Consider the following 21401-nt stretch of genomic DNA (forward strand, 5'->3'; position numbering starts at 1 on the left):
CGACGAGCCACGACCATCCGGGCACGAGTGCGCACCCGCGCGGGACGGTGGTGATCTCATGACGGGCTGGCTGCCGGTCGCACTGCTCGCCGTGCCGCTGCTCGGCGCGCTCCTGCTCCTCCTCGCCCCCGGCGCGCTCCGCCCGGCCCTGCGCACGTACGGCCTGATCCTCTCGGGCATCACGCTGGCGCTGGCCCTGGTCATGACCGCCACGTTCGATCACGGACGTCCGACGCGCCTGCAGTTCACGGTCGACCAGCCGTGGATCCCCGGCCTGGGGCTGCGCTTCCATCTGGGCGTCGACGGCATCTCGCTGCCGCTGATCGTCCTGACCGCGCTGCTGACGTTCCTCTGCTTCGGCTACCTCTCCTGGGGGCGGGCCCGCACGCCGAGCCGCTTCCTGGGAAACAGGCCGCGGGCGCTCGTGTTCACGCTGCTGGTGCTCGAAGTCGGCATGATCGGCACGTTCCTCGCCCTCGACCTGCTGCTCTTCTTCGTCTTCTTCGAGATCGTGCTGATCCCGATGTACTTCCTGATCGGCATCTGGGGCGGGGCGGGGCGCCGGGCGGCGTCGATCAAGTTCATCCTCTACACGCTGCTCGGCTCGGTCGTGATGCTCCTCGGCCTGCTGCTCGTCTGGGCCCAGACCGGCACGCTCGACCTGGCCGAACTGGCCGCGTCCCACGGCGCGGGGATGTCCAGGTCCGTGCAGATCCTGGCGTTCGTGGCGATCGGTGTGGGCCTGGCGGTCAAGACGCCGATGTGGCCCCTGCACACCTGGCTGCCCGACGCCCACACAGAGGCCCCGACCGTCGGCTCGGTGCTGCTGGCCGGCGTGCTGCTGAAGATGGGCACGTACGGTTTCGCCAGGATCGCCATCCCCGTCCTCCCCGAGGGGGCGATCGCGGTTGCGCCCTGGCTGGGGGCGTTCGCCGTGGTCGGCGTCATCTACGGCGCTCTGGCCTGTCTGGCGCAGCGTGACCTCAAACGCATGATCGCCTACTCGTCCGTGGGGCACATGGGCTTCGTCCTGCTCGGCTTCGCCACCCTGACCCCGGTCGGCGTCAACGGCGCCCTGTTCGCGAACGTCGCCCACGGCCTGATCACCGGCCTGCTGTTCTTCCTGGCCGGCGCGATCAAGGACCGCTACCACACGGCCGACATGCCGAGCCTCGGCGGCGGCCTGCTGGCCACGATGCCGCGCCTGGGATCGGTGCTCACCTTCGCCGCGATCGCCTCGCTCGGGCTGCCCGGTCTGGCCGGGTTCTGGGGGGAGATGCTGGCGCTGTTCGGGGCGTTCCAGCCGGCGAGCGGCCTGCCGCGTCCGCTCTTCCTGACGTACATGGTGATCGGTGGCTTGGGGGCGGTCCTGACGGCCGCGTACTTCGTGCTCATGCTGTCCCGCGTCACCCACGGCCGCCCGTCGGGGCATGCGCGGCAGCCGGCCGGCGAGACGCCCGACGAACGTCCGGTGGCGCCCCTCGGCTCGGACGAGTCGCTCGCGGGGCAGCCGACCACGACGCTCGAAGCCGAGAACGTCCAGCAGGGCATCGATGACATCCGGTCCTACGAGCTGGCGGCGTGGACCCCGCTGGTGGTCCTGATCCTGCTCTTCGGGCTCTGGCCCGGCCTCCTGCTCTCACTCACCACGCCGGCCGTGCAGACGCTGCTGGGAGCCCTGTCATGACTCAGCAGATCGACTACTTCGTGATCGCGCCGCCGCTGGCGCTGGCGGTGGTGGCCGGGCTCGTGCTGCTGCTCGACGCGTTCCTGCCGTCGTCGGCGCGCACACGGACCGCACTCGGGCTGGTGACTCTGGCGGGGGTGACCGCGGCCCTCGGGTTCGTGATCGCGCAGGCCGTGAGCGGTACGTCCCGGGCCACGTTCTGCGTCCCGCCGGAGCTCGCGGCCGGCGAGGCGGGCTCATTGTGCTCGTTCGTCGCCGACCGGTTCACGACGGCGTTCGCGGGGCTGGTGCTCGTCGCGGCCCTGGTGGTCGTGCTGATGTCGATGGCGGAGCTGGCCGGCGGCGGCATCCCGGCCGGCGAGTGGTACTTCCTGCTGCTCGGCACCCTCGTCGGCGCGGTGACCCTGCCCGCCTCCCGCGACCTGGTCATGCTCGTGGTGGCGCTCGAACTGGTCTCGCTCCCGGTGTTCGCCCTCACCGCGCTCAAACGTTACGACGGCCGCGCCTCCGAGGCCGCGGTCAAGCTCTTCGTCGTGTCGGTCGTGTCCACGGCCATCATGCTGTTCGGCGTCTCCCTCCTCTACGGCATCTCCGGGACGGTCTACCTCTCCCGTCTGGCGGCCGTCCTGAGCGGCCGGGCCCCGGCGCCGGGAGCGGCGGCGGGCACGTACTCCACGGCGTTGGAGACGGCCCACGGGCTGCCCGCGGTCGTCACGGTGGGCGTCGTCCTCGTGGCGGCCGGGTTCGCGTTCAAGATCGCCGCAGTGCCGTTCCACTCCTGGGCGGCGGACGTCTACCAGGGCGCGCCCATCCCGGTGGCGGCCCTGCTCTCGGTCATCTCCAAGGCGGCCGGGTTCGCGGGGCTCATCCTGATCCTGGTCACCGCCCTGGCCGGGCAGTCGTCCACCTGGGGGCCGGTGATCGCGGTCATCTCGGCGCTGACCATGACCGTGGGCAACCTGCTCGCCATGCGCCAGCGTTCGGCCGTCCGCATGCTGGCCTGGTCCTCGGTCGCGCAGTCCGGCTACGTCCTGGCCCCGCTGGCGATCGCCGCCACGGCGGCCACGTCCCAGGCCGCGACCGGCACGTCCGTCGCGTACCTGGTCATCTACGCGGCCATGAACCTCGGCGCCTTCGCCGTCGTCCTGCTCGTCTCCAGAACTTCCCCACGCAATGAGCTCGACGACTACCGCGGCCTGGTCCTGCGCAGCCCGGCCGCCGGGATCGCGCTCGCGTTCTGCCTGGTCTGCCTGGCAGGGCTGCCGCCGGGGCTGGCCGGCCTCTTCGCCAAGGTCTTCGTGTTCCGGACGATCGTCGAGGGCGGCCTGGGCTGGCTCGCGCTGGTCATGGCCGTCAACACCGTGATCGGCCTCTACTACTACGCCGTATGGGCGTCCCGCCTCTTCACCCCTTCAGGAGAGAGGCGCCTCCGTAGCCCGTCCCCGGCGGCGTGGCTCGCCGTCGGCCTGGCCCTGGCCGTGGCGATCCTCTTCTCGGTCGCTCCCCAGCTCGTCCTCGACCTGACCTCGTTATCGGCCACGAGCTGACCGTGGGCGGGTCCACCGGCTGTTCGCACTGCGGGGCAGCCGGGCCGCAACCCGCCCTGCTTCCCCCGGAACAGGGGGTAAGTCGCGCTCCGCCCGCAGCTGAGCACGCCGGGGAACGATAACCCGGGTCATCGTCGTTGGACGAGGTGAAACCCGGACCACGAAGGGGGGAGACCTTGCACCACAACGGTCTGCGTACCGCCATCCTCCTGGGAGGTCTGTCGGCGTTCATCATCGTGGTGGGCGCGTGGCTCGGCGGTGGCACCGGCCTGCAGATCGCGCTGGTACTGGCCCTGCTGAGCAACGGCGTCGCCTACTTCTTCTCCGACCGCATCGCGCTGTCGGCCATGCGGGCCAGGCCGGTCAGCGAGGTCGAGCACCCCACGCTCTACCGGATCGTCCGCGAGCTCTCCACCGAGGCCCGCCAGCCGATGCCGCGCCTGTACATCTCCCCGACGGTCCAGCCCAACGCGTTCGCCACCGGACGCAGCCCACGTAAGGCCGCCGTGTGCGTCACGTACGGCCTGACCCAGCTGCTCGACGAGTCCGAGTTGCGCGGCGTGATCGGGCACGAGCTGTCGCACGTGTACAACCGGGACATCCTTGTCTCGTCCGTGGCCGGCGCGCTGGCCACGATGATCACGTGGCTGAGCTACGTCGCCGTCTTCTTCGGCGGTTCCGACGACGACGAGGGCCCCGGCTTCGTGGGCGCCCTGCTGATGATGATCCTCGGGCCGGTGGCGGCCGGGATGGTCCAGATGGCGATCTCACGGACGAGAGAGTTCCAGGCTGACGAATCGGGCGCGAGGCTCACGGGTGACCCGCTGGCCCTGGCCTCGGCGCTTCGCAAGATCGAGATGGGCGCGCGCAGGTTGCCGCTTCCCGAGAACAGCCGCCTGACCTCGGCTTCGCACATGATGATCGCGAACCCGTTCAGCGGATCCGGCTTCGGCCGCCTCTTCTCGACCCACCCGCCCACGTCGGAGCGGGTGGCAAGGCTGGAGCGCATGGCCGGCTACCGCCGCTGACCTTCCCGATCAGATGGACCGAGGGCGTTCCTGGTCGGGTGAGGCTGAGGAGGCGAATCCGTCGCGACTGCGCCAGGGCTGCTGAAATCGACCGAGAGCCCCGAATCCGGCCTTCCTGTCAGAGCTTCGCCATCCGCTCTCCACCGGCCGTGCCGCAATCGATCAGGGCCTTCCGGCCCTGTCTCGGAAGGCAGCGAGGGCTCGCGTACGGCTCGGCGGGCCTCACCGCTCGGCTGTTACCCGAGCTCGCCGGCCGCCGTGACCTTCCTCAGGATGGCCGGCAGGTCCTCGGGGAAGAAGGTCTCCCCGGTGTTCTCCAGTTCCTCCGCGCTCCACCACCGATGCCCGGTCGTCGTCTCCTTCTCGATCTGCTCCATGTGATCGAAGGAGACGGCGGCGTCGTGCACCCGGATCGCGAAGAAGGTCTGGTCCTGCGTGATCGCGTACTCGGACCAGAAGAACTCGATCGTGCTCGTCCCGTACGGACCGGCGAACTCCTCCGCCTCCCGCCGCATCCCGACCTCCTCGTACAGTTCGCGCGCGGCGGCCTGCTGAAGCTCCTCCCCGGCCTCGGTCGCGCCGCCGATGGTGAACCAGAACGGCTCGTCCGGCCGTTGCGGATCAAAGCCGTGCAGCAGCAGCACCCGGTCTTCTGCGTCGAGGGGCAGGACGCGTGCCGTGAAGCGGCGCAGGGGGATCTTCGTCACGGTTGTCGAGCTTACGATGCCGGACCCACCCGTCCCACGAGAACGCAGGCCCGAGGCACAAGAAGGCGCGTACGCCACCATGTGCCCCGGATGCCGGCCCGTTAGCGGTAGTTCACGAATTGAAGAGCGATGTCCAGATCCTTGCCCTTGAGTAGAGAAATGACGTCCTGCAGATCGTCCTTCTTCTTCGAGCTGACCCGCAGCTCCTCGCCCTGGATCTGCGCCTTGATCCCCTTGGGACCCTCGTCGCGGATCAGCTTGGAGATCTTCTTGGCATTCTCCTGGTCGATGCCCTCCTTGAGGGTGACCAGCATGCGGTATTCCTTGCCCGACAGCCGGGGCTCGCCCGCCTCGAGAATCTTCAGCGAGAGCCCGCGCTTGACCACCTTCTCCTTGAACACGTCGAGTGCGGCATTCGCGCGCTCCTCGCTGTTCGCCTTGATCTCGATGTTGTCCTGCCCGGACCAGCTGATGCTCGCCCCGGTGCCCTTGAAGTCGAAGCGGTGTCCGATCTCCTTGACCGTCTGGTTCAGCGCGTTGTCGACCTCCTGGCGGTCGATCTTGCTGACGATGTCGAAAGATGAATCGGCCAAAACACCCATCCTCTCGGCTGTGAAAGCGTTATTCGGGATCCCGCCTCTCCGCCGTACGCGAAACCGCTCCGTCGTACGCCAAATGCGCGGACCCAGCGAACGAGCCTAGCCAGCATCGGCGCGCCGTGCAGTCCACGTTCCCCGGACACGGCTTGCTGCCGGGCCCTCGGCGGCGGATCATGCCTGTGGGCCCACATTTCGCAGTTTCCGATCGTATTGGTAGGGATCATGCGAGTCATCGGAGCCGGCTTCGGCCGTACAGGAACGCTGTCCACGAAGACCGCGTTGGAACGTCTGGGCTTCGGCCCATGTCATCACATGACGGAAGTGCTCCAGAATCCCGTCCACATCCGCCGCTGGCTGGACCTCGCCGAGGGCCGCCCCGTCACCTGGGACACCCTCATGTCTGGCTACGACTCCTGCGTCGACTGGCCGGCCGCCGCGTACTGGCGCGAACTCGCCCACCACTACAAGGACGCCAAGGTCATCCTCACCGTCCGCGACCCCGAACGCTGGCTGGCCAGCATGAACGCCACCATCTTCAAACGGTCCGCCCGCGCCCGCACCTGGTCGGGCCGGACGATGGGCACGATCTCCCGCCTCCTCGACACGGACTTCGCCGCATTCATCCGGATGACCCGGCTGGTCGTGAGCGAACGCGTCTTCGGCGGCGGCATCCCCGACACCGAACTCGCCCTGAAAATCTTCAAAGAACACGTGGAAGAGGTCAAAGCCACCATCCCCCCGGACCGGCTGCTGGTGTTCGAAGTGGCCCAGGGCTGGCAGCCGCTCTGCGACTTCCTGGACGTACCCGTCCCGAACGAACCCTTCCCCAGAACCAACGACGCGGCAGGCTTCGACCAGCACGCACGCGGGATGGGACGCCTGCTGTTCCGGCGCAGCCGATGACCACGATCCGGCTAGGGACAAACTGGTGTCACGTACACCTCGGAAGTCCGCTATTCTTCTGTCTGTCGCCGCGAGAGCGGATGGCACGGCAGGTTGCCCGAGTGGCCAAAGGGAGCGGTCTGTAAAACCGTCGGCTCAGCCTACGCAAGTTCGAACCTTGCACCTGCCACACCAGCGGGAAGAGGCCCGTCACCAGCGGAAACGCGGTGGCGGGCCTCTCGCTTTGTGTCCGGCCATCCACGGCTGACACCGGCGCTCTACGGTTGATCGTTCCCTATGCATTCCCTAGCGATCATGGCTGGCGGGCCGCGGCCTTGGATGTGCCTGCGGGCGTCGCCTCGCTCAGCGTGAGGTCTGTGGCGGCGCGGGGCAGCGGCGTACTCACTCTTCGTCCCAACGAGTTCAGCGCCGGGCGAGGGGCGCGTGGCGATTCTCTTCCAGGTCTGTGTGCCCTGGTAAGGGTCATGGAGCTGGGCTTCGGCGGCGGACAGCCTGAGCGAGGCGGTCACGATGAACTGGCAGCACCAGACGACATCCTCCGGCGTCGAAGCGTAGTTGCTCGGTACCCGGCACTTCCGCCGGTCGCGGCGGCTCAGGGGCATGTTACCGCGACCTCCGCAAGCCGTTCCGGGCGATGGAGTTCGTCGGTCAGGAGGTCGGGCTCTGCGATCCGATGTACGTGCGGACCCTGGCCTTCGACCGGCTGGTCCAGGCGGCGAGCTACGTGCACATGGGCGACCCGTCGCAGGCCGCGGCCGTCGCGCTGGAGGCCATCGACCTCGCCGGGCCGCTCAAGTCGGAGCGCTATCTCCGGTACATCCGAGACCTGCAAGCGGACCTGAATGCGTACGCGGGCGATGGTTTGGTGGCGGAGTTCAACGCCGTCGTCGCCCGGAAGTATTCGTCGGAGAGCGATTAGTGCGGTGACCGCTAACGTTCACCGGGTTCAGTGACCTGCGGCCGGTCAGTCGTCGTTGACCAGCCACTGCCGTCCGTCGATCAGCTCCCGGACCGCGTCGAGCTGTCCGGCGTGCGTCGCAGTGTCGACGATCACGTGCATCAGCACTTCGCGCAAAGACTCCAGCCGCCATGGCCCCGAACCGAACATCTTCGTCGGCCACCAGGCCGGCACGGCATCGATCGCCGTCGCCCCGATGACCATGTTCGACTGCTCGATCGTCCGTCGATACCGCGCGAGCACGTCCGCACCGGAGAACTCCTCGGGGACCTTCCAACCGAACTCGCCGACCACGAGCGTGTCGATGACCTGGCGATCGGCGGTCATCGCGCCGCGAAACCAAAGCGCCTCGGACCAGGTCAAATGGTGCACCAGGTCGCGGGGCGACCAACCGGACGGCAGCACCACCTGGCGTAGTTGCTCCTCGCCAAGGCCGTCCAGGATGCCCAGGACGTGCTTGCGCTGCGAGTCCAGGTAACCGACCAGTGTTTCGCGCTCCACGGCCTTGCCCTCCCCGCGATATTTGCCGACGTCAGACCATACAACAACGAGATCGGCAACCGCGTGGATCAACGTGGGCGCGGTCAAGCCGGTGCGTTGTCCACCCGGTGAACGTTCATGGTCACCGCATTAGCTGTCGTACCCGTGGCGAGGTGGCCGGCCGTATCTCCACAGGAGGTAACCGAGCGGCAGCACGAGCACCAGCAGCCGGGCAGGGGCATCGCGGAGGCCGTCGAACTGGAGTCGGTACAGCAGGCCGGCGCGCAGGGATTCGTCCCCGGTGAGGAGCGGGGCGAGGCCCACCAGCCCGTACACCACCAGGGCGTCCATGACGGTCGTCAACGCGCGCCGCCCAGAGATCGGCAGCGCCGGGGAGTTCGATGCGAGCAGCACCAGCAGGGCAGCCGCCAGCAGGCACAACTCCCAGAGTCCCCAGCCGCCGGACAGGGCTTCGAACCAGTCCGGGGTGAACATGTGCAGTGAGCCCGAGCAGATGCTGTCCCCCTGGTAGTCGGCCGAGAGCGGCCGGGCGAGCGCGATCAGGGCAAGCACCCAGGCAGCACGCGGTCCCGCCGTCGCCGAATGCCGCCGCATCAGGGCGACCAGCACGGCCAGCAGGGGCACGGCCCAGGTCGTCGCGAGTTCGGTGAGGGTGGCGAGGTCGTCGCGCAGCGGTAGGAACGGCGAGTGGTCTACCGCGTCGTACGGACGTACGCAGCTCACTACGCCCTCGGTGAAGCCCCCGAAGTGCTCCTTCGCGTAGTACTCCTCGGGCACGCCGGCGGCCGTGAACAGGGAGGACCAGTCGAACCTGGGCTTCCAGGTGTCCCAGGTAGGGTAGGCCGCAGCGGCGAGTGCCGCCAGCCAGGCTAACGGGGCGGAAGGTGACACGTCAGAGGCTCCTTTTGCTTCTGGCACACCCTATCGGTGATCTTGAGCGATGAGAGCTGTGGCTGTTGGAGAGGGGTATTCCGTCCCTGCGACTGACAGCCGTCACAACATGTCGGATACGGCACGTGAGCCGCAGACACCGACCTTAATTTTCGAGCAGGTGGCACCCGTACTGTGCTCCTGCAGGGCGGTCATCTCCCGGCCCAGGACATCGACCTTAGAAAGCACGCCAGCGGCGAGGTACGTCGGGATTCCGTAGCGAGTTCATGCGATTGCGGAACTCCCGGGCTATGGCCGCGTCTTCGTCGACGTTCTGCATGAGCCAGGTCGTCATTTTCGGCTCATTGATGTCTCTGAGCACGGGGTAGCCTTCCCAGGCCAGAACATCGAATCCGTACCGCTCCGCGAACCGGTCATATTCGGTGCGCGTTCCCCAGCCGACGGTGTGCTCGATGGCCGTGACAGCGAGGTCCGTCTCCGGTGGGCCGAACGCGAAGCGCTCGAAGTCGATGAGCAGAACCCTTTCGTCGACGGTTCGGATGAGATTCTCGTTGTGCGCGTCCCCATGAACTGCGCACGGCGTGAGAGGGAAGGCCAGCTCGTCGTACGCGCATTGCAGCTCGTGTCGCCGTGTCAGCAGGAAGTCTCGATCCTCATCGGTGAGGACGGACGCCGCGTTGATGCGTTCGGAGACGCGGCTGAGGATGTCCAGGCTCGGGAAGTACATGTACACCGTGCGGCGGGGCACGTCGGCGGCGGCCGCGAGCTCGTCGATGGACGGTGTCGTTCCGCCGGCGCTCAGGTGGACCGCCGCGTCCACGATCGCCTTGCGGGTACGGCGGCGCTGCGCTTCGCGGCCGCTACGGCGGGCTGGATCGTCGCTGCTCATCGTGGCTCTGTCGCTCCTTGGGTCGGTGGTGGCCGCAGATCTTGACGTCTGCTCAGTAGTGCAGTGATCGCATGTGAGTTCAATGGAGGTTCAAGGTCTGTATGACGTAAGTCACATGAGTGGCGGTGTCACAGAACTCGGACCTCCGGCATCTCATGGCCGAGCCGACAACAGCAGCAAGGAGCAATTCCATGGAAAGCCGCCTGAACCTCTTCGCCAGCCCGGTCGTCGCCAAGGCCCTGGGGCACTACGGCGCGGCGGCCCCGGTGCTGATTCAGGAGTCGGCGCTGCCGGCCACGACGCAGAACCTGGTGATGCTGCGCGCCAGTCAGATCAACGGCGACGGCTATGCCACCGACGTTCACGGCAAGAACGCCGCACACGCTGGTGAGACCATCGCGCGGCTGAACCTGGTCGCCGTCTGGCGCGAGTCGACGGTGTTCACCGACGCCGAGCGTGCCGCACTGGAGCTGACCGAGCAGGGCACCCGCATCGCCGACGGCGCCGGTGGCATCACCGACGAGGTCTGGGCCGACGCCGCCAAGTACTACGACGACGACCAGCTCGCCGCGCTGGTGGCGTTCATCGCCCTCATCAACGCCACCAACCGCTTCGCCGTCATGAACCGGCAGCGGGGCGGCTCCTATCAGCCCACCAAGTGACGATCCGCATCCCATCCGAATGACAGACAACCCCGCGAGCAAGGACTCAGTCATGGAACGTTTCGACCTGTTGGCCAACGAGCTCGGCGCCAAGATCGCAAAGCGGATCTACAACGTCGCTGTGCTGGTGGAGAAGTCGCCGCTGCCCAAGGCCACCCAGGATCTGGTGATGTTGCGCGCCAGCCAGATCAACGGTTGCGGCTTTTGCGTCGACTATCACACCAAGGACGCCACGGTCGCCGGTGAGAGTGCGACCCGCATCCATCTGGTCGCCGCCTGGCGTGAGTCGACGGTGTTCACCGAGGCCGAGCGGGCCGCGTTGGCGCTCGCCGAGGAGGGCACCCGGATCGCCGACGATCACCGCGGCGTGTCGGATGAGACCTGGGCCGAGGTGCGCAGGCATTACGACGACGACCAGATCGTCGCACTGGTCACCCTGGTTGCCATGATCAACGCCAACAACCGGCTCAACGTGATCGTGCGCAAGCCTGGTGGTTCCTACGAGCCCGGCATGTTCGCCGACATGGCCAACTGATCGGCGCCCACCGTCGCCAGCCCGGTGCGCGGCTTTCCCGGCCTGCGCAACGCGGAACCGCGCAGTTGAGGCGCGATCGCCGACGGATCTGACGGTCCGTCGGTCCGCCTCCCCCGAGTCGAGCGGCGGCAGAGTGGGCCGAGTGTGGGTGTCGGGTTTCTGGTCGCTATCGATGAGGGAGCCAAGAGGAAGCGGCGGCCGGTGGGCCACGGCAGCATGATGCGGGTGGCGAGGTCGGCCAGCCCCCGGCGGCGCAGCCGCTTGGTCAGGTAGCGGTGCCAGAATCCGGTGACGGTCTGCCGGGCGTGCTCGTGGGCGGGCACCGGGCCGGGAGTAGGGGGCGTCGGGGACGTGCCGGCCGTCCACGGGGCAGGTGAGGACTCCGGCGGCGCGCAGCGTGCACAGGCGGTGCTGGTCGTTGGTGATCCCGTCGTGGCCATCGTCCCAGTTGACGGGGTCGAATACGAAGCTGTCGAGCCAGCGCTCGTCGTCCGGAGTGAGCCTGTCGGCCTCGGCTGGGGTGAGGGTCTCGCGCCAATCGCGCGCTGTCGCTGTGCTTGTCGCGGGGGAGCCGCGGGCCAGGCGTTTGGCGGCGGGTGCGTGCGCGCATGTGAACAGGCCGTGGGGCCAGGGCAGGCTCGACAACGGCACCAGCCGTATCCCGTTGACGCCGTGCAGCAGACGGCGGCGTTCGGCTGGGTCGGTGCAGCGCTGGGGGTAGAGGGCCGTTTCGTCGGCGGGCAGGCGCGAGCCGTCGAGAGTGAGTCGTCGCCAGCCGTGCGGTGGGAGGTGGCAGCCCTGCTTGCGGAGGCTGACGGGCTCGCCGGGTCGGAGTGTCGAATGGGGCACCGCGTCCAGAGCGAGAGGTACCCGCCGGAGGCGGTCTTGTTGGGGTGATGTGTTCGTGGGACAGTTCGCGCTGTGGACGCGTATCGCCGATCTGCCTGGTACCGCGCCGGTCGGGCGCTTGTTCTGATCAGCTTGGGCTGGGGTGCTGCCGGCTTCTTCTTCGTGTTCGCTGTCAACGACGGGCGCGTGTGGCCGAATGCCTACAGATTCCTGTTCGTCTACGTCAGCCTTCAAGTGTTCGGGTTGCTGTGTGTAGCTGCCGGTCGGACGCGGCACCGGGCGTGGCGCAAATCCGTCAGCCGGTCATCGGAGAGCGACGTGGGCGGCGCTGCCCCGAAGGACGCCGGAGGCGCCGCGTAGCGGTCAGGGCCGGTGACGGGGCGGGAGCACGGCAGTGTGGCGCCGCGGGGTGGCAGGTTGGCTTGGACACGTCGGCGTGGCGGCCCGTGCTGCTGTCGTCCGGGGCCGGCTCCCAGGCCGGATGCCCGGGCGGCGGACAAGCGGCAGGCCGCTGTACGGCGGCGTCACACTGGGCCGGGTGCCGCACGCCGGCCACGTCGTACGGGCCGAACAGCACCTGCCACACCAGTGGGAAGAGGCCCGTCACCAGCGGAAACGCGGTGACGGGCCTCTTGCTTCATGTCCGGCCGTCTCCAGCCTCCTCTGGCACCTCGCCGCCGCCGTCCTCTTCCCCGGCGCCGCTGCGGCCGCTCGCTCCTCAGACGGCAGAACAGGCCTATCCGGCCGGCGTGTCGCAGAACTCCTGCTTGACGAGGGCGTCCACAAGCGTCAGGAAGTCCTTCGCCGGGCCTCTGGTGGCCGAATCCAGCCAGGTCACCGAGGCGGTCAGGGTCTTGCTGCCGTCGGGCGAGCTGTACATCAGCGCCCCGTAGCCGTGCGGTGGGCTGCCGTTGTGCTGGTAGACGGTGCCGCAGCCGGGGCCCAGGTCCTGCGCCCATATGCCGAGGCCGTAGTCCTGCTTGGGGAGCGGCGTGGGGATCGCCGTGCGCATCTCGGCCAGCAGCTCGGCGGGCAGGAGCCGGCCGCCGTTCAGTGCGGAGAAGAACGTGGTCAGGTCCTGCGTGGTGGAGATCAGGTCGCCGGCGCCGGTCAGCAGGGACAGGTTCTGGTGGGAGAGGTCGATCACCTTGTCCTTGTACTGGTAGTAGCCGTGGGCGTGTGGCCCGGGCAGTGCCGTCGTGCGGTTGCCTCCCGCGAGGGTGTCCCGCAGTCCGAGCGGGCCGGTGATGCGCCGCTTCAGCTCGGTGGCGTAGGAGTGGCCGGTGATCTTTTCGATCATCAGCAGCGCCACCGTGTAGTTGGTGTTGGAGTAGCTCCACTGCGTCCCGGGTTCGAAGCGCGGCTTCTTGGACAGCGCCAGCCGTACCAGTTCCTCGGGCTTGTAGCTCTTGAACCGGTTGGGCACCCATCCGTCTCCGTTGGCGGGGATCCCCGGTTCGTCCATTGTCCCGTCGGGCTTGTACTCGCCGGTGTAGTTGAAGATCCCGCTGGTGTGGCGCAGCAGCATCCGTACCGTGATCCGCTCGTCCAGCCCGTAGCCGGGCAGGTAGTCGGCGGCGGGCCTGTCCAGCTCGATCCTGCCCTCTGCCACCAGTTGCAACACCATGGTCGCGGTGAAGGTCTTGATGATGCTGCCCGTCCAGAAGCTCCCGTTGGTCGGGGGCTTGGCGGCCGATCCCAGCTCGCGCGCCCCGGCGCCGGCGGCCCAGTCGCCCTGCTGATCGCGCACGCGTAGCTGGATCCCGGTGAAGCCGGCGTCGACGAAGGCGTTCATCGCCTTGCGCAGCTCCGGGCGATCCGGCCCGGTGGAGGTGGCCATGGCGGGGGTGGCGGCCCCCGCCAGCACCGCCGTTGCGAGCGCCGCGACGGCCGTGCGCCGGCTGATCGTCGTGTTCATGGTTTCCTCGTTTCTGGGGTTCTGGGCTCTTGGTCGCTGTTCTCAGCTCGTGGTCCGGCCGTCGCGGAACACCTCGTCGATGAGCCGCTGTGTCGCCTGCTGGAACGCCACCGCCTTGGACAGGTCGGCGTCGTCCACGTAGGTCACCGAGGCCGTCATCGTCTTGCCGCCGTCGGGCGTGCTGTACATCAGCGCCGCGGAGCCCGCCATGCCGCCGTTGTGGTGATAGACGGTGCCGCCGTTCCCGCCCAGGTCCTGCTCGAAGATCCCGAGGCCGTAGCCGATCTTCGGGTCCGGCTTGCGCATCTCGGTCAGTAGCTCGGCGGGCAGCAGCCGGCCGCCGTTCAGCGCGGCGAAGAACGTGTGCAGGTCCTGGGTGGTCGAGATCATGTCGCCGCCGGCGGAGATCCACGAAGGATTCTGGCTGGTGACGTCCACCGTGTGCTCCCGGCCGCCGTCCTCGTACCGGTAGTAGCTGTGGGCGTGCGGGCCGGTGATCTCCGTCGAGATGCCCGGCGCCTCGGTGCCCGTCAGCTCCAGCGGGCTGAGGATCAGCCGCTGCAGCTCCTCGGCGAACGAGCGGCCCGTGACCCGCTCGATCAGCAGCCTGGCCAGCACGTAGTTGGTGTTGGAGTAGCTCCAGTCGGTGCCTGGCTCGAAGCGTGCCGGCTTGGACAGCGCCAGCCGGACCAGCTCTTCGGGCTGGTAGGTGCGGAACCGGCCGTCCACCCATTCCTTGCCCGACCATGCGATTCCCGGCGCGAACGTCCCGTCCTCGTAGTACTCGCCGGTGTGGTTGAAGATCCCGCTGGTGTGCTGCAGCAGCATCCGTACGGTGATCCGCTCGTCCAGCGCGAACTCGGGCAGGTAGCCGTCCACCGGGCTGTCCAGCCCGATCTTGCCCTCGGCCACGAGCTGCAGCACCACAGTTGCGATGAACGTCTTGGTGGAGCTCCCGACCCGGAACCGTCCGTCCGCCGGCGGCTTCTCCGACGAGCCCAGCTCGCGCACCCCCGCGGTGCCGACCCACTCGCCGCGCTCGTCGTTCACCCGCAACTGCATTCCGGTGATGCCGGAGTCCACGAACTCCTGGATGAGCTTCTGCAGTTCCGGGCGATCCTGCCCGGCCGCAGTGTTCGCTGCGAGGGCTGCGCTGATCTTGCGGGCCATCTCGGTCATGGTGGGGCTGGGCCTCCCGTGGGTGGCCGCTTCGACGGCGACCAGGACGGTGCGGCGGAAGTTGTCGGCCTCGGCCGGGGCCTGCTTCCTGAGCAGGCTCATGGAGGCGTTCAGAGCAGGCAGCACCTGGTCGGCGAGTTCGGCCACGGTCTTGCCGTACTTCACGCCCTTGGGCGCCTTGGCCAGCACGTGCCCGACAGGGCCGGTCGCGGACGTCAGGGCGACGGAGCCCTCGGCGGCGGCCTTGTGCGCCGAACCGGCGGCACCGGCGGCGGACATCAGCGAGACGGCGCCCCAGGCGGCGGTGCGCAGGGTGAGCTGGTCCTGGTCGGTGAGGGCGAGGGACATGGCGGTGCTCCTTCGGGGCTTCCGGCTTGTCGGCGACGAGGTCCGTTGGCGACGACAGGAACGTTACGGCCGTTGCCACAATCTTGGCAAGTAGTTGCCAAGATGAATTGCCAGAGTTGTTGGTGAGCGGCATCGGCGTGTGGCAAGAACTTGTCTGAAGGGAGGCAAGTGAGTTAGCCTCTGGCTTGACCCTCAAGACGTCGGACGACGTCAACCGCTACCCGGGAGTTCGGACATGCTCGAACAACCAGTCTTCGGCCGCCGACTGAGGCAACTGAGGACCGAACGCGGCCTGACGCTCGCAGCCCTCGCGGGCGAGGGCATGTCCACCGGATACCTGTCCCGGCTGGAATCAGGGGCGCGTCAGCCCACCGAACGGGCCATCAAGCACCTGGCCACGCAGCTCGGCATCAGCCCCACCGCACTCACCCAGTTCACCGCCACCTCCCTGGCCCAGAGCCTGACCCTGGCCACCGGCCTGAGCCAGGACGAAGGCGGCCAAACCCTCAGCGACGCCCTGAAAACCTCCGGCGGGGAGGACCCCCTGCTGCGCTGGCAGGCCCTCTGGCAAGTCGCCGAATGGCGTCAGTGGCGTCAGGAGTACGCCGAGCAGCGGACATGCCTCGACGAGCTGGCCACGCTCAGCGCGCAGATCGGGCTACCCGAGCTGCAGTCCAGAGTGCTGGCCGCACTGTCGCGCTGCATGCGCAGCACCGGAGAGATCGTCGGCGCCGTCGATGCCGCAACACACGCCTACGAGCTGGCCGAACGCGAAGCGCTGCCCGCCCGCGTGCGGGCCTCCGCGCTGCTGGCCCTGGTGTCGGCGCTGGCCGAGGCCGGGCGACTCCCCGACGCCGCCCGGCATGCCGACGAACTGCTCACGCTGGCGGACCAGGTTTCGGGAGCGTTGCGGGCCCAAGCCGTGTGGACCGTGGCCAACATCCGGGTCCGCCAGGGCGACCTCGAAACCGGCGCGGAACTGATGGACCAGGCCATCGACGGCTTCAACGGCCGTGACGACCTGACGATCTGGATGCGCCTGCGCCTCGGCGCGGCCCGGCTCGACCTCAGGGCCGATCCGCCCAGAATCGAGTCCGCCCGGCGGCGTGTCACAGAAGTCCAGGCCGCGTTGCCGTTCGCGGGCGCCCCGGCCATCGAGCAGCAACTGCTGGCCGTGCGCGCCCGGATCGCCGTCCTCGCCGGCGACCTCGACGAGGCCCGTACGGTCCTGGACCGGCTGACCGGCTTCGACGACCTGCTCACCTACCAGGAGCGGATGCGGCTCGACGTCCTGCGCAACCGCGTCCTGCTCCTGGAGGGCGAGCAGGACACGGCGCTCGCCGGGCTGCGCAAGCTCGCCGAGCAGGCCCAGCAGAGCGGCAACATGGACCTGGCCGCGGACATCTGGCGCCTCGTCGCCGAATCCCTGACCAAGTAGGGCGCTGTTCCGACCCGGGTGGCGGCGGGGCGGCGCGCGATCTCACCGGCGAGAGCTCGGGGGAGGCAGTGTCCGACGCCTCGTCGTGACGGTTCGCGACACACCTGCGGGCCTGCCGGACATGACCCAGGCATGAACGTCACTGATACTGAGCCGCCGGAGCGCACCCAGCGCTTCGGCCGGCTCTACGAGCAGACGTATGCCGCATTGCTGCGGTTCGTCGAGCGTCGCGTCCACCCCTCTCACGCCGAGGACGTGGTCGCCGACGTGTTCCTCGTCGCCTGGCGGCGTCTGGACGACGTGCCGCCGGCGGCGGATGAGGCGCGGGCTTGGCTGTTCGGCGTCGCGCACCGCACTCTCCGCAACGGGTTGCGGGCTGATCGGCGGCGGCAGGCGCTCGCCGTCCGCATCGCCGACGGGCAGCTGACCGGCGCCGCGGTGGCCGGGCTGGACCCCGAACTGGTGGCGCGCCGGCTCGACCTCGTCCAGGCGTGGCGGCGGCTCAGTCCGCTCCACCAGGAGGCGCTCGCCTTGGCCGTGTGGGATGGACTCACAGCCCCGCATGCCGCGCGGGTGCTCGGTATTTCTCCCGTTGCGTTCCGGCTTCGGCTCACCCGGGCCCGGCGTGCCCTGCGCCGCCACGCCGACGCGGCTCCCACCACAGAAACCCAGCTCGTGGCGACCGCCACCGTCGACTCTCGGAGCACGCGATGAACGACATCCTCGACCGCACCCTGCGCGACCTCGACCCCGCTGTCACCCCGGCCGACCTGGACACCGGCACCGACCCGCAGGCTCGTGCCCTGCTGGCCCGGGTGGTGGCCGCCGACCCGATGAGTGCGCACGCACCGACGACCAGCAGCCCTCGCGTGCTCACTGCCGGGCGGCTCGCCATGGTGAGCGGAGGGGTGGCTGCCGGCATCGCGGCGGCGTTGCTGCTGCCCGGCGTGTTCGGCGGTGGCACGGCGATGGCAGCGTGGACCGCGACGCCGCACACGGTGAGCAGTGACCGGGCCGCCGAGGCCCAGGAGAAGTGCCTCGACAACGCCCAGGACACCGCCGAGCGCACGACTGGACGCAAGCTCGACTTCCGGCCCGTGGTGACCGAGGGGCGTGGGCCATGGACGCTCGTCTACGTCAACGATGACAGCAGCCACCTCGCCGAGATCACCTGCCTGCTCCGCGACGGCGACCTCGTCGGCATGCACGGCAGCACGCCGGGCCCCGGCGCGAAGCCGCTTCCGCCGGTTCCCGCGGGGTCGGCACGGGCGGCCCTCGGCGCGGCCACGAGTTCGAGTGAGGAGAGCGTGCGTACGGTGACCGGCAGGGTCGGTGCCGGTGTGGTGGGCCTCCAGCTCGCCACGGAGGCGAAAGGCACCGTCACCGCGACCGTCACCGGCGGCTACTTCGCGGCCTGGTGGCCGGACGCGCCGACGACGGAGGAGCGCGAGAACGCCTCAGGCCGGGGCGGCGTCACGGGCGTCACGACAATCCTCCAGGACGGGTCGCGGCGCAGCGTCTCGCTCGAGGAGCTCACCGGCCGGACGAGCGCGCAGCTGAACACGCCGGCCACTGGCGGCTCCGTCGAGCTCGACTGACAGTGGCCACCCGCTGACGACGCCGATTCTGTCTTCTTCACCGCCGGCGCGGAGTTGGCTAGAGTGGCGATCTTCCGGAGTCTCTGAAGGCGAACGTCCATGACGAACCTTGATCAGGCGTCCGCGCGTCTCCGTCTCGACGCCGCGTTGAACCGCATGGTCGTCACCTTCCAAGGCATGACCGCACGTCCTGATGAGTACAACTGCGAGTGTCACTGGGGGAGTGCGGAAGAGCTCGCGCAGTTGAAGGTGCCGGACGTGGAGCTAGAGCTTGATCTTCTGCACCGCGCTTGGCGGCCCATCGATTGGAACGACCATGGATCCGTGTTGCGCCGTGTTCTGCCTCAGTTGTCGAGGGCTCTCGTCGGCGGTCTCGTCGAGCCGCTTTTCGGTATGGATGAGGTCGGACGTTCGCTTGCCCGTGGCCAGTGGCAGCAGTGGCCTGGCGAGCAGGTTGCAGCGGTCCGGGAATTCCTGAACGCCTGGTGGGCCCGCACTCTCATCGACCCGGATCCGGTTGTGCCCGTGTACGAAGTTCTCGCACTGTGTCACGAAGCCTCTGCCACACTCAGCCCCTGGCTGGACGTCTGGGAAGCGCAGACGTCCAGCGTGGCCGACCACCACCTGGCCAAGGCGGTGGCGCACTGGGAATACGACTTGCTGGGAGACCGACTCCCCTGGGAAACCCAGGAGCACGAGGAAGAGACGCGTATCGAGTTGACGGCCTGGCTGATCCGCACCGCCCCCGCCCGCCTCCGCAGCCAGAACGCCCCCGTAGAGCTGCTCCATCGCATTCGACTGCTCGGCCTCGCCGGCTCCGCCCGCTGGGAGGACCCCCACTGGCCTGACCATCGCTACTGAGCCAGTACCCACGGCGGTCTGAGCCGATGGCTGCAGGCTCCTACGCCGGAAAATCCGTGTTCCACGGATAGGCGAGCCGCTCGGGCGCCACACCCCGCTCTTGAGCAGGGCCAGGTCGACAGCTCTGAAGCGAAGGGCTGCTCATTGGACCTGTCGCTGTTACGCGTGGTCGAGGCCGACTTCGACGGCACTGCCGATGCCTCTGTGATGCAGCTCGCCGCCGACACGGCCTGATCGGCGGGGCCCATTGCCGAACCGGCCTCATGAAGATCGAACGGCGGCGCGGCGCCGTCGTAAGCCCGCCGTCCGGGCGTGCGGCCTGGCCTCATTCCAGGTTGGAGCCCAGGAGAAGGCCGTGGAGATCCCAGCCCGTTGGAATGGGCCTGTCATCCGGATAGTCGATCACCTGGAGCGAAGCCTCGTCGTAGAGGCTGTACGTCGTGATGTCGTCGCCTTGGGCCACTATGAGAAGACGTGCGCCCAGCCGCCAGACCGCATGTTGCCATTCCGACTCGTCGTCCCAGCCGTCATCGATCACAGTCGGTGCGCCCAAGCGTCGTGCGACAGTCCTGTGCCCGTCTTCCCAGACGCCCTTGAACCGGGCCCGGTCGGCGGTGCGATCGATCCGCCAGATATCCGATGGGACGTGCTGGGGAAACTCGCTCAGGTCCGGGTCTGGGTCGGGATCCCAGATATCGTCGGGCTCGTAAAAGAGGGCGAAGCCCACGGAGAATCCTCTTACCCGAGTGCTCTTGCCGTTGGTGATGACACCGACGTTCCACTCTCCCGCGGGCACTATGGGCCACTCTTCATCGTCGAGGATGTGCTTGGCGAGAGAGCCGCCTTCCGGGAGTGGCCATCCGGTCGGTTGCCAAGTTTGATCGAGTGCCTCGCGGCTCCATGGGCTTCTCGCCAGGTTGATCACAGTGTCCACGAGAGCAAGGTCGATGCCATGCCATGCCAAGGCCATGGTGGGTGCCCCTCTGACAGATCGTTTCGACGGCTCGGGGCAAGTTACGGCCCGCATCGTCGGAACTGCAAGCCCGATGGCGGAGCGCGGTTGTGGCGGGCAGTGCGTAGAACTCGTTAGGACTGGGGGCGCGTCAGCGGTTCATCTGGAGGAAGCACAGGGCAGGGGACAGGCGCCGTGCCACCGTGACGACGGGTGATGTGGGCCTCAAGTAGCCGAACAGCCAGCCCATGACGGTAATGGAGGGCGAAGAGCAGCGGGATGTCCCCATCGGGGCCCGGGCGTTCAGGATCCGCCCCATATGCCAGGAGCACGGCGGTGCATGCAGCATCGAGTGGCTCTCCGGTCTGGGCTGCTCCGTCCGCCTCCACGTCGATCGCATGCAAGAGCAGTGTCGTGTTGGAGCACACCTCATTCGGGTCGGTATCGGCGTCGAGCAACCGGGTCAGCTCCCTCAGGTCGCCATGCTCTACTGCCAGGTGCGCCGGAGTCATCGGCTCATAGGGTGCCGCGGCTGGTTCCATTACCGTGATCAAAGCAGACGCCGGACCACTGCCGCCGGCTCTGGGTGAACCCCCGCGGAGTGGATCTGGTTTGGGAGCCACCCTGGGCGAACGATGCTTGTCCACGTTGACGTAGCCGTCGATGAATCGCTCGAAGACCTCGGGGCTCTGCTCCGAACCCACGCGTAGACGTCGAGACATGGCGGATGGGGGCGTGAACGTGATGCCCAACGGGTCCAGAGATCGTGTACCGAAACCCTCCAACTGACATGACGATTGGCGACAGTCAGGGGACCAGAGCCTGCTCTCTTTCATTTCATGCGTCGTAGTCGCGCCGCTTTCGCGATTTCTCCAGCTTGGCATCGGAGCTCATCATCAGTTGGCGGCGTGCTTCGTAAGGCTTCCCAATCATCGATGAGAATCATGAGCTCTGTGATCTCGGGAGGGTGGCCGCATCGAGGTGAGAGTTCGATGATCAGGAAATCGGCACCAGCCGAAATGGGCAGCGTGCCTTCCTGCATGGCTAGTGAGACTTCGAACGCGACATTCCACGGTTCCTGCCGGGTATCCAAGGGGGGCATTCCACATTCGGAGAGCACCTGGCGAAGCAGCGGTTCGATCTCCGAAAGGGAGCCGATGGAGAGGGCATATCCGGCTAGTTCGATGGTGCTGGGTGTGTCGACTCCGGCTCCGATCAGATCGCAGGCCATCCAACCTGCGTCTGCGACACGACCGACGAGTCGTCGGCAGAGCAGGTCACCCCGAAGCTCAACAAGATACGCGCGCAGTTCTGCCGAGAGTTCCACGGGACCAGTATCGTCGTGGGAGCG

Annotated in this window: 21 protein-coding genes and 1 tRNA gene; 13 read left to right on the forward strand and 9 right to left on the reverse strand. The window is 68.0% G+C overall.

Features of this window, described 5'->3' with window-relative positions; translation table 11 throughout:
• The first annotated feature begins 58 nt into the window (after positions 1–58).
• The 3 genes from ACWCSU_RS14880 to htpX all read left to right on the forward strand — a co-directional run bounded on the left by ACWCSU_RS14880 (position 59) and on the right by htpX (position 4262).
• Positions 59–1687: a complex I subunit 4 family protein gene (locus ACWCSU_RS14880; RefSeq protein ID WP_449935409.1), complete on the forward strand. Its 1629-nt coding sequence runs from the start codon at positions 59–61 to the stop codon at positions 1685–1687.
• Positions 1684–3234 (forward strand): NADH-quinone oxidoreductase subunit N, encoded by a 1551-nt coding sequence (locus tag ACWCSU_RS14885; RefSeq protein ID WP_357692235.1) that lies wholly within the window; start codon positions 1684–1686, stop codon positions 3232–3234. The genes ACWCSU_RS14880 and ACWCSU_RS14885 overlap by 4 nt, the downstream gene beginning before the upstream one ends.
• Positions 3235–3410: 176 nt before the next feature.
• Positions 3411–4262: a zinc metalloprotease HtpX gene (gene htpX / locus ACWCSU_RS14890; protein ID WP_357692233.1), complete on the forward strand. Its 852-nt coding sequence runs from the start codon at positions 3411–3413 to the stop codon at positions 4260–4262.
• A 236-nt stretch (positions 4263–4498) separates the two neighbouring features.
• Here the strand turns inward: htpX and ACWCSU_RS14895 are convergent, their stop codons facing one another.
• On the reverse strand, positions 4499–4969 hold the full coding sequence (locus ACWCSU_RS14895; protein ID WP_357692231.1) for an NUDIX hydrolase: 471 nt from the start codon (positions 4967–4969) through the stop codon (positions 4499–4501).
• Positions 4970–5070: 101 nt separating this feature from the next.
• Complete coding sequence (locus ACWCSU_RS14900; protein ID WP_357692229.1) at positions 5071–5571, reverse strand: YajQ family cyclic di-GMP-binding protein; 501 nt, start codon at positions 5569–5571, stop codon at positions 5071–5073.
• Positions 5572–5790: 219 nt separating this feature from the next.
• Here ACWCSU_RS14900 and ACWCSU_RS14905 point away from each other — a divergent pair, with 219 nt between their 5' ends.
• The 3 genes from ACWCSU_RS14905 (at position 5791) to ACWCSU_RS14915 (ending at position 7390) form a co-directional block, all read left to right on the forward strand.
• The gene (locus ACWCSU_RS14905; protein ID WP_449935413.1) at positions 5791–6471 is read left to right on the forward strand and encodes a sulfotransferase family protein; all 681 of its coding nucleotides are present in this window, start codon (positions 5791–5793) and stop codon (positions 6469–6471) included.
• 87 nt (positions 6472–6558) lie between these two features.
• Positions 6559–6640 (forward strand) — tRNA-Tyr (locus ACWCSU_RS14910).
• 465 nt (positions 6641–7105) lie between these two features.
• Entirely contained in the window at positions 7106–7390 is a 285-nt protein-coding gene (locus tag ACWCSU_RS14915; RefSeq protein ID WP_449935415.1) for a hypothetical protein, read from the forward strand.
• Between the two features lie 45 nt (positions 7391–7435).
• Here ACWCSU_RS14915 and ACWCSU_RS14920 read toward each other — a convergent pair whose 3' ends face one another.
• From ACWCSU_RS14920 to ACWCSU_RS14930, 3 genes are all read right to left on the reverse strand, one after another.
• Positions 7436–8017: a DinB family protein gene (locus ACWCSU_RS14920; RefSeq protein ID WP_449935416.1), complete on the reverse strand. Its 582-nt coding sequence runs from the start codon at positions 8015–8017 to the stop codon at positions 7436–7438.
• A gap of 42 nt (positions 8018–8059) precedes the next feature.
• Positions 8060–8821: a hypothetical protein gene (locus tag ACWCSU_RS14925; RefSeq protein ID WP_449935418.1), complete on the reverse strand. Its 762-nt coding sequence runs from the start codon at positions 8819–8821 to the stop codon at positions 8060–8062.
• Positions 8822–9038: 217 nt separating this feature from the next.
• Positions 9039–9710 (reverse strand): phosphotransferase, encoded by a 672-nt coding sequence (locus ACWCSU_RS14930; RefSeq protein ID WP_449935421.1) that lies wholly within the window; start codon positions 9708–9710, stop codon positions 9039–9041.
• A gap of 191 nt (positions 9711–9901) precedes the next feature.
• Between ACWCSU_RS14930 and ACWCSU_RS14935 the strand changes: the two genes are divergently transcribed.
• The 3 genes from ACWCSU_RS14935 (at position 9902) to ACWCSU_RS14945 (ending at position 12116) form a co-directional block, all read left to right on the forward strand.
• Entirely contained in the window at positions 9902–10372 is a 471-nt protein-coding gene (locus tag ACWCSU_RS14935) for a carboxymuconolactone decarboxylase family protein (RefSeq protein ID WP_449935424.1), read from the forward strand.
• Between the two features lie 52 nt (positions 10373–10424).
• Positions 10425–10907, forward strand: a complete 483-nt coding sequence (locus ACWCSU_RS14940) for a carboxymuconolactone decarboxylase family protein (protein WP_357710743.1) — start codon at positions 10425–10427, stop codon at positions 10905–10907.
• Positions 10908–11828: 921 nt separating this feature from the next.
• Positions 11829–12116, forward strand: coding sequence for a hypothetical protein (locus ACWCSU_RS14945; RefSeq protein ID WP_449935425.1), 288 nt, complete (start codon positions 11829–11831; stop codon positions 12114–12116).
• A 376-nt stretch (positions 12117–12492) separates the two neighbouring features.
• Here ACWCSU_RS14945 and ACWCSU_RS14950 read toward each other — a convergent pair whose 3' ends face one another.
• Together ACWCSU_RS14950 and ACWCSU_RS14955 are read right to left on the reverse strand one after the other, a co-directional pair.
• Positions 12493–13674 (reverse strand): serine hydrolase domain-containing protein, encoded by a 1182-nt coding sequence (locus tag ACWCSU_RS14950; protein ID WP_449935426.1) that lies wholly within the window; start codon positions 13672–13674, stop codon positions 12493–12495.
• 42 nt (positions 13675–13716) lie between these two features.
• Positions 13717–15201, reverse strand: coding sequence for a serine hydrolase domain-containing protein (locus ACWCSU_RS14955; protein ID WP_449935429.1), 1485 nt, complete (start codon positions 15199–15201; stop codon positions 13717–13719).
• 235 nt (positions 15202–15436) lie between these two features.
• On the opposite strand from ACWCSU_RS14955, the gene ACWCSU_RS14960 reads away from it, so the two are divergent.
• From ACWCSU_RS14960 to ACWCSU_RS14975, 4 genes are all read left to right on the forward strand, one after another.
• Positions 15437–16639 carry a helix-turn-helix domain-containing protein gene (locus tag ACWCSU_RS14960; RefSeq protein ID WP_449935432.1) on the forward strand — a complete coding sequence of 401 codons (1203 nt, stop codon included), beginning with the start codon at positions 15437–15439 and terminating at the stop codon, positions 16637–16639.
• 132 nt (positions 16640–16771) lie between these two features.
• The gene (locus tag ACWCSU_RS14965; RefSeq protein WP_357706281.1) at positions 16772–17353 is read left to right on the forward strand and encodes an RNA polymerase sigma factor; all 582 of its coding nucleotides are present in this window, start codon (positions 16772–16774) and stop codon (positions 17351–17353) included.
• Positions 17350–18237, forward strand: coding sequence for a hypothetical protein (locus ACWCSU_RS14970; RefSeq protein WP_449935434.1), 888 nt, complete (start codon positions 17350–17352; stop codon positions 18235–18237). The genes ACWCSU_RS14965 and ACWCSU_RS14970 overlap by 4 nt, the downstream gene beginning before the upstream one ends.
• A 99-nt stretch (positions 18238–18336) precedes the next feature.
• Complete coding sequence (locus ACWCSU_RS14975; RefSeq protein ID WP_449935436.1) at positions 18337–19098, forward strand: hypothetical protein; 762 nt, start codon at positions 18337–18339, stop codon at positions 19096–19098.
• A 325-nt stretch (positions 19099–19423) separates the two neighbouring features.
• Here the strand turns inward: ACWCSU_RS14975 and ACWCSU_RS14980 are convergent, their stop codons facing one another.
• Together ACWCSU_RS14980 and ACWCSU_RS14985 are read right to left on the reverse strand one after the other, a co-directional pair.
• Positions 19424–20032: a hypothetical protein gene (locus tag ACWCSU_RS14980; RefSeq protein WP_449935438.1), complete on the reverse strand. Its 609-nt coding sequence runs from the start codon at positions 20030–20032 to the stop codon at positions 19424–19426.
• Positions 20033–20882: 850 nt separating this feature from the next.
• A complete protein-coding gene (locus tag ACWCSU_RS14985) occupies positions 20883–21377 on the reverse strand; it encodes a hypothetical protein (RefSeq protein WP_449935441.1) in 495 nt (164 codons plus the stop codon).
• Positions 21378–21401: the final 24 nt, after the last annotated feature.

The organism is Nonomuraea sp. NPDC001699 (genome assembly GCF_053596455.1).

Excerpts from the sequence above, each read along its gene's own strand:
- ACWCSU_RS14880 (WP_449935409.1), top strand. The coding sequence starts at position 59 with ATGACGGGCTGGCTGCCGGTCGCACTGCTCGCCGTGCCGCTGCTCGGC.
- ACWCSU_RS14885 (WP_357692235.1), top strand. The coding sequence starts at position 1,684 with ATGACTCAGCAGATCGACTACTTCGTGATCGCGCCGCCGCTGGCGCTG.
- ACWCSU_RS14900 (WP_357692229.1), bottom strand. The coding sequence starts at position 5,571 with ATGGGTGTTTTGGCCGATTCATCTTTCGACATCGTCAGCAAGATCGAC.
- ACWCSU_RS14905 (WP_449935413.1), top strand. The coding sequence starts at position 5,791 with ATGCGAGTCATCGGAGCCGGCTTCGGCCGTACAGGAACGCTGTCCACG.
- ACWCSU_RS14915 (WP_449935415.1), top strand. The coding sequence starts at position 7,106 with ATGGAGTTCGTCGGTCAGGAGGTCGGGCTCTGCGATCCGATGTACGTG.
- ACWCSU_RS14930 (WP_449935421.1), bottom strand. The coding sequence starts at position 9,710 with ATGAGCAGCGACGATCCAGCCCGCCGTAGCGGCCGCGAAGCGCAGCGC.
- ACWCSU_RS14935 (WP_449935424.1), top strand. The coding sequence starts at position 9,902 with ATGGAAAGCCGCCTGAACCTCTTCGCCAGCCCGGTCGTCGCCAAGGCC.
- ACWCSU_RS14940 (WP_357710743.1), top strand. The coding sequence starts at position 10,425 with ATGGAACGTTTCGACCTGTTGGCCAACGAGCTCGGCGCCAAGATCGCA.
- ACWCSU_RS14950 (WP_449935426.1), bottom strand. The coding sequence starts at position 13,674 with ATGAACACGACGATCAGCCGGCGCACGGCCGTCGCGGCGCTCGCAACG.
- ACWCSU_RS14955 (WP_449935429.1), bottom strand. The coding sequence starts at position 15,201 with ATGTCCCTCGCCCTCACCGACCAGGACCAGCTCACCCTGCGCACCGCC.
- ACWCSU_RS14960 (WP_449935432.1), top strand. The coding sequence starts at position 15,437 with ATGCTCGAACAACCAGTCTTCGGCCGCCGACTGAGGCAACTGAGGACC.
- ACWCSU_RS14965 (WP_357706281.1), top strand. The coding sequence starts at position 16,772 with ATGAACGTCACTGATACTGAGCCGCCGGAGCGCACCCAGCGCTTCGGC.
- ACWCSU_RS14970 (WP_449935434.1), top strand. The coding sequence starts at position 17,350 with ATGAACGACATCCTCGACCGCACCCTGCGCGACCTCGACCCCGCTGTC.
- ACWCSU_RS14975 (WP_449935436.1), top strand. The coding sequence starts at position 18,337 with ATGACGAACCTTGATCAGGCGTCCGCGCGTCTCCGTCTCGACGCCGCG.